Raw genomic sequence first — 8,864 nt, 5'->3', positions numbered from 1 at the left:
TTGAGTTTAATGATGAAAACACCTAATTTTATACATGAAAAAACCAGCCAGGTAAACCTGACTGGTTAATATATTTTTTATTCTAAAATCTGTCAACCTATTTTAGGACGACTCATAAAGGATTGTAAGTCTGTTGGAAACTTAGTACCAGCGTTTTTTGTTTTTCTTGGATTCCGGTGATTTTCTTGATTTGGAACCCGCATTTTTATTCTTGTTTCTAAGATCCGGTTTTGCTGTTTTGGCAGCCGCTGCAGCTTCTTCTTCTTTCCACGGATAAGGCTGATCGGTAACCACTTTGATTTTCTGACGGGTTAATTTTTCAATATCCTGCCAGTAGGTTTTTTCGTCTTTACTGCAAAATGAAATGGCAAGTCCGGAATTTCCGGCACGTCCGGTACGACCGATACGGTGTACGTAGGTTTCCGGAATGTTGGGTAAATCAAAGTTGATCACATATGGCAATTGCTCGATATCGATACCCCGGGCAGCAATATCGGTCGCCACCAATACGGATACCTCTTTGTTTTTAAAATTATCCAGCGCACGCTGTCTTGCCGTTTGTGACTTATCGCCGTGGATAGCCTCGGCATTGATCCCGTTTTTCTTTAAAGCTTTTACAACATTGTCGGCACCGTGTTTGGTACGGGTAAATACCAGTACATTGGAAAGTTTATCGTTGCGGATAATGTGGTATAATAATTTGCGTTTGTCTTCTTTTTCTACCAGATATACTTTTTGCTGTACCGTTTCGGCTGTACTGGAAACAGGAGCTACAGAAACATATTTTGGCTGTGTCAGGAATGTATCGGCCAATTCCCGGATAGCGATAGGCATTGTTGCGGAAAACAGCAGTGTCTGGCGGTTACTGGGCGTCAGTTTGATAATCTTTTTAACATCGTTAATGAATCCCATATCCAGCATCTGGTCGGCTTCATCCAGTACCAGGTGGTGCAGGTGGTTCAAATCGATAAAACCCTGCTTGTGAAGGTCTAATAAACGTCCCGGTGTGGCAACCAGTACATCCACTCCTTTTTTTAGCTGATCGACCTGCGGTACCTGGTTGACACCACCAAAAATCACTAAAGTCCGGATGTTGGTATATTTGCCATAGGTATTGAAACTTTCTCCGATTTGAATGGCCAGTTCCCGCGTTGGGGTAACTATTAAGGTACGAATGTGCTTTACTTTTTTTGAAGAACCCACAATGCGGTGCAGTAAATTCAGGATAGGAATTGCAAAAGCGGCCGTTTTTCCGGTTCCGGTTTGTGCACATCCTACTAAATCTGTTCCTTCTAAAATAATCGGAATTGCCTGTTCCTGAATGGGAGTAGGGCTTTCATATCCTTCTTCTGTTAAAGCTTGTTGTATATTACGAAGTAAATCTAAGTCTTGAAATTGCATAAAAAAACGATAACTTTTAGTTGTTATCGTTTACAAAAGTAGTTTAAAATATTGAGTTTGTTTATATGTTCAGTTTTGCCTTCATAAAGTCGGTTACCAGATAGGCGATCAATTTGCCCACCAGGTGGTTGTTTTTTTCATTGTCCAGGTCGGGTGCCCCTTCACAAATGTGCAGGTAAGAGGCATTAAGGCTTTGCCCGAAATAATGGATAAACTGGCGCAGCTGTTCGGCAGAGAAACCGCTTAAAGTCATGGCACTGCTGGCAATTCCGGGAATGGCATCCAGATCAATCTCAATCCCGAAAGGTTCGGAAGCGATATGTTTTTTAGCCATTTCCATTTCGGCTTCAAAACCTTTTTCTTTGCGAACGGCGATTTGCTCGTAAGTGTTGTATTTAATTTTTTCGGTAACCTTTTTAATGGCATCCAGTACGCTTTTGGGCGTATAGCTTTCGTGCAGTCCGAAAATAAAGTATTTTTTCAGGAAGCCTTCTTCAAAGGCATACGAAAAGCCATTGCCGCTGTGACGTCCTTCCAGCGCACGGAAATCGGTATGGGCATCAAAATTAATAGCATTAACCGGTTTGCCTTTTGCAAGGGCGAGTCCTTTAATATTGCCGTAAGCATTATTGTGACCGCCGCCAATAACAATAGGTGTTTTTCCGGCTTTGATGATCTGACAGACGATGTGGGAAACTTCCTTGTCTATTTTCTCGACAAGTTTAAAAAAGTTCTTACGGTCTTCTTTTGAATGGATGTCCAGTTTGGTGACTTCTTCCATTTCGGCGGAAACATCAATTTTACCTAAAATTAACAATTGGCTTCCTTTGCAAAAACGGTTGTTCTGGATGTTTACAATGCTTTTTAAAGTGCTTTCCCAGGCCGAAGCAGTTCCGGGACGACCCAAATTGGCACGTACTCCGATATCTTCCGGAATTCCCAGTAAAACAAATTCGGCATCACTGGATTGTACGAATTCCAGTGTATCCATCTCTTTAGGAACGGTTTGAATACGTTCGCCAAATTTTATTTCACCACTGCGATGATTGGTTATTTTAGTTAAATCGTTTAATGTAAAACGGATAAGTTTTTCCATATAAAAAATGTTGCTTCCAAAAATACTATTTTCTATAAAACTTTCGTTAATAACTTAAAGTAATAATTTTATATACATATATTTGAAAAAAAAATGTGACTATGGAAAATCAAAAAAGTAATTCGAGTTTAAAGGCTATTATTGTTGTTTTATCACTGCTGTTAATAGGAAGTTTGGCTTATATGTACAAGATGAGTACTGATAATCAGACTTCTGAGAATAAGATCATGAGTGAGAAAGATAAGCTTAATGAAGAGCTTCAAGCTTCAATTGCAAAATATGATGCCGCTATTGCAGATAACACTTCTCTGTCTACAGAGTTGACTGCAGAAAGAGATAAATTGGTCCAATTGCAAAAAGAGCTTGAAAAATCGAAAGGAGATGCCGCTTCACTGGCTAAATTTAAAAATGATTATCTGCGTTTAAAACGTGAAATGGATAATTTAATGAAGGAGAATGATGTGCTTAAAAAGCAAAATGCAACCTTAACAACACAACGTGACAGTACTCAGGTGGTTTTAAACAATGCCAGAGTAGTAAACGATACTTTAACATCACAAAACGACCAGTTGGCAAAAACCGTTGAAAAAGGGTCTAAACTGACAGTCCTTAATTTACAGACAACTGCTGTGAAACAAAGAAGCTCCGGAAAACAGATTGATACGGATAAAGCAAGAAGAGCAGATGTGTTGAAAGTGAGCTTTACGATTGCTGAAAACCAGATTGCAAAATCGGGAGATAAAACCTATTATATCCAGATTATCGATAGCAAAAACAATGTTTTAGGTGAAAAACGTATTGAGAACTTTGGGGATAAAACCTTAACATACAGTTTTACTAAAACCGTTAAATATGAAAACAAAACCGTTCAGGTTACTCAGGATCTACCGGTTGAGAATATTGAAGGCGGTACTTTCTTTGTGAATATTTTCGACAAAGCAGAATTAGTATCTAAAACCAGTTTCACTTTACGATAAGCGGAACTACGGCAAAATAAAAAAAGCGGAACTTTTAAAGTTCCGCTTTTTTTATGCGATTATTTTTCCGTCAATAATAACCTGTTTAATCAGGTCCGTACCGAAAGCGTACGGCAGCTGATAATAGGAAGTGATCGGTTTGGTAATAATGATATTTGCTTTTTTGCCTTTTGTAATACTGCCGTGAGTATCGGAAAGTCCCATGGCGTAGGCGCCATTCAGCGTAGCGGCATTAATGGCTTCTTCCGGGGTCATTTTCATTTTAATGCAGGCGGTGGCGACCACAAAATTCATATTTCCGGAAGGGGTGGTTCCCGGATTAAAATCGGAAGCCAGAGCTAAAGGCAATCCGGCAGCAATCATTTTTCGCGCCGGAGTATATGGTATGCTGATAAAATAAGAACAGCTTGGCAGTGCGACCGGCATGGTGATGCTGTCTTTTAAAACGGCAATGTCTTCGTCGGTCACAATTTCCAGGTGGTCAACAGAAAGAGCTCCGTGTTTTACACAGGCTTCAATTCCGTTAATTGCCGTAAACTGGTTGACATGGATTTTCGGGATCAATCCGTATTGTTTTCCGGCTTCGATGATCCGCTCTGTTTCCGCTACCGAAAAATAACCGGTTTCCAGAAAGGCATCAATATATTCGGCAAGGTTCTCTCTGGCGATAGCCGGAAGCATTTCGTTAACAATTAAATCAATATAGCCGGTATGGTTTTCTTTAAATTCAGCCGGAAAGGCGTGAGCACCTAAAAAAGTAGCTTTAATCGCGATTGGATAGTTTTCGGATAGCTTTTTGATTACGCGAAGCATTTTTAATTCGGCTTCGACCGTTAGTCCGTAACCGGATTTGATTTCTACCGCACCGGTTCCCTGCAGCATTACTTCTTCCAGTCTTTTTCTGGACTGGTTATAGATTTCCTCTTCCGGTGTTTCCTGTAGTTTTTTAGCAGAATTTAAGATTCCGCCGCCGCGATTGGCGATTTCTTCATAACTAAGACCATTAATGCGGTCTACAAATTCCTGTACCCTGTTGCCGGCATATACAATATGAGTATGGCTGTCGCACCAGGTTGGCAATACCACGCTTCCTTCGGCATCGATAACGTCATACCCGGATTCAGGAGGACAGTTATCCATACTTCCGAAATCGGAAATCAAATCGTTTTCAAGCACCAGATAGGCATGGTCAATTTTGGGAAGTGATGCCATTTCCGCTCCGGAAACCTTGCTTATTCCTGCGGGTCTTACCTGTAGTAATTCTTTTATGTTTTTAATCAGGATTTTCATGTTGTTGTCTTTTAAGCAGCTATAGTGTTTGCCGGTATTCGGAAATAACGGGCCGTTTTGAAAGGGCTGCTGCCGGCTGCTGTTTTGTGTTTAAATAATTTTTGTAAAAATAAACTGGAATTTTAAAAACTCCTATCTTTATATAAAATTATTATGCAGTGAGAAAAGTTAAGTATCGAAAAGTCCGGAAAGTCCAGCCTAATTACTATGAATATACAGGAATTCACACCGATGAGCCTGTGAAGATGCAATTGTTTGTTTATAATGAAAACCGGTTTGAGGAATATTCCAAAGTTGCGATAAACAAGATCGAAAAAGAGCTGAATGACCTGCTGCAGAAAGAGGATGTAAAATGGCTGAATATACACGGACTTCACGATGTGGAGCTGATAAAAAAGATTGGTGATCAGGTTGGGATCCAGAATTTTATTGTGGGCGATATTTTAAACACGCTTCGCCGTACAAAAGTTGAAGAACTGGACGATATGCTGTTTTTTAATATCAAATCGATTTTGCCGGGAGATGATCTGGATAACATACAGGTGGAACAGATCAGTTTTATCCTGAAGGAGAATTTGCTGGTTTCGTTCCAGGAAAAAAGAAGTGACTTTTTTACCCATATCCGGGAAAGGATCCGGACCGGAACCGGGATAGTCCGCAAGAAAAAGAACGATTACCTGCTGTATTTAATGCTGGATGCCATTATTGAAAACTTTTATATCACGATTGAAAGTTATGAGGACAGGATTGAAGCGTTAATGATCGAATCCAAAATAAATTACCGCCAGGATGTACTGGTACGTATTGAAAAAAACCGGGAGAACCTTAATTTCCTGAAACGGTCCATTATTCCGTTACGGGACGCTTTGTATAGCCTGAAAAGTTTTCAGGATGATGATGAGTATGACGGGATTGAACAGGCAAACTATACGTTTTTCGCCCGGCTGCATCAAAAGTGTCTGGAGCTTTTAGAGCAAATTGATTATGATACAAATTCACTGGACAGTGCCTCACATTTTTATTTTTCGGCTCAGGGGCAGCGAATGAACGAGATCATGAAAATACTGACCGTTGTTTCGGTTATTTTTATGCCGTTAACGTTTATCGTGGGGGTTTACGGGATGAATTTTGAATACATGCCGGAGTTAAAAATGGAGAACGGTTATTATGCGGTTTTAGGGTTAATGGGGATTTTAGCCATTTTGATGGTGACCTATTTTAAAAGAAAAAAATGGTTTTAAAAGCTTAGACAAACGTTACTATGAAAACATTTATCAGTGCTATTTCCGGAAAAGAGTTTCCGATACAGGAGAAAGTTTCCGGAAAAACAATCAGAGGATCCATAATGGCGTTTATCCTGAAAGAGAATCCCGAATTTTCCAACGATAAGTTTATGGCTATCGGGGAACTGAATTATTTCCGGGAGAAATACATTTCCGATTTTTTGTTAAGAGAAGTAGGGGAAATTTCAGAATTGGAACAAACGGTGCTGAATGCCCTTAAAGATAAAACCATCGTGAGCAGTAAGCTGGAAGAGGATGAGGCGCAGCATTATACGTTCGGACAGCGGGTTGCAGATAGGGTTGCGGAGTTTGGCGGAAGCTGGACATTTATCATTTCGTTTATGACCTTTTTAGTCCTTTGGATAGGGTTTAATGTCTTTATTTTAATGAATAAAGGATTTGATCCGTATCCGTTTATTCTGTTAAACCTGATTCTTTCCTGTATTGCGGCATTGCAGGCGCCGGTAATTATGATGAGCCAGAACCGCCAGGAAGAAAAAGACAGGGAAAGAGCGAAGAATGATTATATGATCAACCTGAAATCGGAACTGGAAATCCGGATGCTGCACGAGAAAATCGACCACCTCATTTTACATCAGGAGCAATCCATGCTGGAAATTCAGCGGGTACAGATTGATATGATGAATGATATTATTAAAAGGGTAGGGAAATAACTGCTATTGTACTATAATTTTATGTTTGTCCAGTAATCCCAAAACGGAAGGATAGGAAAATTTGGCCTTGATGATCCTGTTTACATTAGGATCAATGGAGTAGTTGGTAGCCGTTCGCAAATCGGCTTTTTCCAGTATGGTATTGTCAAAGATGGCTTTGTTGCAATTGCAGTTTTCAAGCGTGGCTCCTGTGAGATCGGTTTGGGTAAAATCGACATCTTCCAGGATACATTTTTTAAAAGCGGTATTTTTCAGTTTTAATTTATAGAAAGAGGCCAGTTTTAAATTGCAGTTCTGAAATTTCAATTGCAGTAAAAAAGGTTCCGAATCGTTAAAGTTAACGCCCAGCAGTTTGCAGTCGGTAAAAGTAACGTCTTTAAAAGCGGTACCGTTAATTTTAGCCATGCTGAAATCGCAATCGGTAAATTCACAATCAATAAAAATCAGATTCGGAAGCGAAACGTTGGCGAAGCTGCAATTAATAAACCTGCAGTTGTCAAATTCTGCTTTTTCCAACGGATGGGAAGTGTAATCTATCTTTTCGAAAATCTGGTCTTCTATAATCATGATCGCTTGGTTTTATAGTATAAAAAACCTGCAACTACTGTTGCAGGTTTTTGGTTTTATGGTGTATGGGAAAGTTCTTATTTTAAACTTCCTACCATGTCTTCCGGTTTTACCCAGGCATCGAAATCTTCCGGTGATACATAGCCTAAACGAACTGCTTCTTCTTTTAAAGTTGTTCCGTTTTTGTGTGCGGTTTGTGCGATTTCTGCAGCTTTATAATAACCGATTTTAGTATTTAAAGCAGTAACCAGCATTAAAGAGTTGTCAACCAGTTCCTTGATGCGTTTGTGGTTCGGTTCGATACCTTGTGCACAATGCTCGTCAAAAGAGATACAGGCGTCTCCTAATAGTCTTGCCGATTGTAAGAAGTTGGAAGCCATTAAAGGTTTGAAAACATTCAGTTCATAATGTCCTTGTGTTCCTCCGATCGTGATGGCCACATCGTTACCCATAACCTGAGCACATACCATTGTTAAGGCTTCACATTGTGTAGGGTTTACTTTTCCAGGCATAATGGATGATCCCGGTTCGTTTTCCGGAATGAAAATTTCACCAATTCCGGAACGTGGTCCCGATGCCAGCATACGGATGTCGTTTGCGATTTTATTTAAAGAAACTGCTAATTGTTTTAACGCTCCGTGAGTTTCCACGATAGCATCGTGTGCTGCCAAAGCTTCAAATTTGTTTTCGGCTGTTACAAACGGATGTCCGGTGAATTTAGCGATATATTCCGCTACTTTCACGTCATAGCCGTCCGGAGTATTTAATCCGGTTCCAACAGCGGTACCGCCTAAAGCGATTTCCGATAAGTGAGACAACGTGTTTCTTAATGCTTTTAAACCGTGGTTTAACTGCGCTACATAACCGGAAATTTCCTGACCTAATGTTAATGGCGTTGCATCCATTAAGTGAGTACGTCCGATTTTTACAACGCTTTTAAATTCGGTTGCTTTAGCGTGAAGGGTGTCTCTTAATTTTTCAACTCCCGGAATAGTAACTTCCACTACAGCTTTATAAGCAGCAATGTGCATTCCTGTCGGGTAAGTGTCGTTAGAAGATTGTGATTTGTTTACATCATCGTTTGCTTTGATGATTTGTTCGCCTTCACCGATTTTAAATCCGGCTAAAACCTGAGCACGATTAGCAACTACTTCGTTTACATTCATGTTGCTTTGTGTACCGGAACCTGTTTGCCAGATAACCAACGGAAACTGGTCGTCCAGTTTTCCGGCTAAGATTTCGTCGCAAACAGCAGCGATAGCATCTCTTTTTTCTACGGGTAATACACCTAAATCGTGGTTAGCATAAGCCGCCGCTTTTTTTAAGTAGGCAAATCCTTCAACGATTTCTTTTGGCATTGATCCGGACGGACCAATTTTGAAGTTGTTTCTAGAACGTTCTGTCTGAGCTCCCCAGTATTTTTCTGCCGGAACTTTTACTTCACCCATGGTGTCTTTTTCTATTCTATATTCCATTTTATTGTTGTGTATATGTATTTGTAAATTCGTAATGAGAAACAACGGATAACAGGAAAATAATAAGCTGTGTCCCTTGTTTTAAAATCCTTTCAAAAATA

General features: G+C 39.9%; 8 protein-coding genes. 3 read left to right on the top strand and 5 right to left on the bottom strand.

The features are described 5' to 3' along the window. Nucleotides 1-141: 141 nt before the first annotated feature. Nucleotides 142-1,401, bottom strand: coding sequence for a DEAD/DEAH box helicase (locus tag BGO42_RS09645; RefSeq protein WP_273246844.1), 1,260 nt, complete (start codon nucleotides 1,399-1,401; stop codon nucleotides 142-144). Nucleotides 1,402-1,462: 61 nt separating this feature from the next. After that, on the bottom strand, nucleotides 1,463-2,497 hold the full coding sequence (locus BGO42_RS09640) for a formimidoylglutamase (protein WP_177733551.1): 1,035 nt from the start codon (nucleotides 2,495-2,497) through the stop codon (nucleotides 1,463-1,465). Between the two features lie 101 nt (nucleotides 2,498-2,598). Here BGO42_RS09640 and BGO42_RS09635 point away from each other — a divergent pair, with 101 nt between their 5' ends. Beyond that, nucleotides 2,599-3,474, top strand: a complete 876-nt coding sequence (locus tag BGO42_RS09635; RefSeq protein ID WP_177733552.1) for a DUF8428 domain-containing protein — start codon at nucleotides 2,599-2,601, stop codon at nucleotides 3,472-3,474. Between the two features lie 51 nt (nucleotides 3,475-3,525). Here BGO42_RS09635 and hutI read toward each other — a convergent pair whose 3' ends face one another. Further along, on the bottom strand, nucleotides 3,526-4,764 hold the full coding sequence (gene hutI / locus BGO42_RS09630; RefSeq protein ID WP_273246845.1) for an imidazolonepropionase: 1,239 nt from the start codon (nucleotides 4,762-4,764) through the stop codon (nucleotides 3,526-3,528). A 158-nt stretch (nucleotides 4,765-4,922) separates the two neighbouring features. On the opposite strand from hutI, the gene corA reads away from it, so the two are divergent. Together corA and BGO42_RS09620 are read left to right on the top strand one after the other, a co-directional pair. Beyond that, nucleotides 4,923-6,005 (top strand): magnesium/cobalt transporter CorA, encoded by a 1,083-nt coding sequence (corA, locus tag BGO42_RS09625; RefSeq protein WP_177733556.1) that lies wholly within the window; start codon nucleotides 4,923-4,925, stop codon nucleotides 6,003-6,005. A 20-nt stretch (nucleotides 6,006-6,025) separates the two neighbouring features. Then, complete coding sequence (locus BGO42_RS09620) at nucleotides 6,026-6,721, top strand: DUF1003 domain-containing protein (protein WP_177733558.1); 696 nt, start codon at nucleotides 6,026-6,028, stop codon at nucleotides 6,719-6,721. A gap of 3 nt (nucleotides 6,722-6,724) precedes the next feature. Here BGO42_RS09620 and BGO42_RS09615 read toward each other — a convergent pair whose 3' ends face one another. Next, on the bottom strand, nucleotides 6,725-7,288 hold the full coding sequence (locus BGO42_RS09615; protein WP_177733560.1) for a pentapeptide repeat-containing protein: 564 nt from the start codon (nucleotides 7,286-7,288) through the stop codon (nucleotides 6,725-6,727). 77 nt (nucleotides 7,289-7,365) lie between these two features. After that, complete coding sequence (gene fumC, locus BGO42_RS09610) at nucleotides 7,366-8,763, bottom strand: class II fumarate hydratase (RefSeq protein ID WP_177733562.1); 1,398 nt, start codon at nucleotides 8,761-8,763, stop codon at nucleotides 7,366-7,368. Nucleotides 8,764-8,864 lie beyond the last annotated feature (101 nt).

Source organism: Flavobacterium sp. 40-81, assembly GCF_001898245.1.
GTDB classification, from domain to species: domain Bacteria; phylum Bacteroidota; class Bacteroidia; order Flavobacteriales; family Flavobacteriaceae; genus Flavobacterium; species Flavobacterium inviolabile.
Note: the sequence above shows the minus strand (reverse complement) of the source record. Positions and strands in the feature narration are given on the sequence as shown.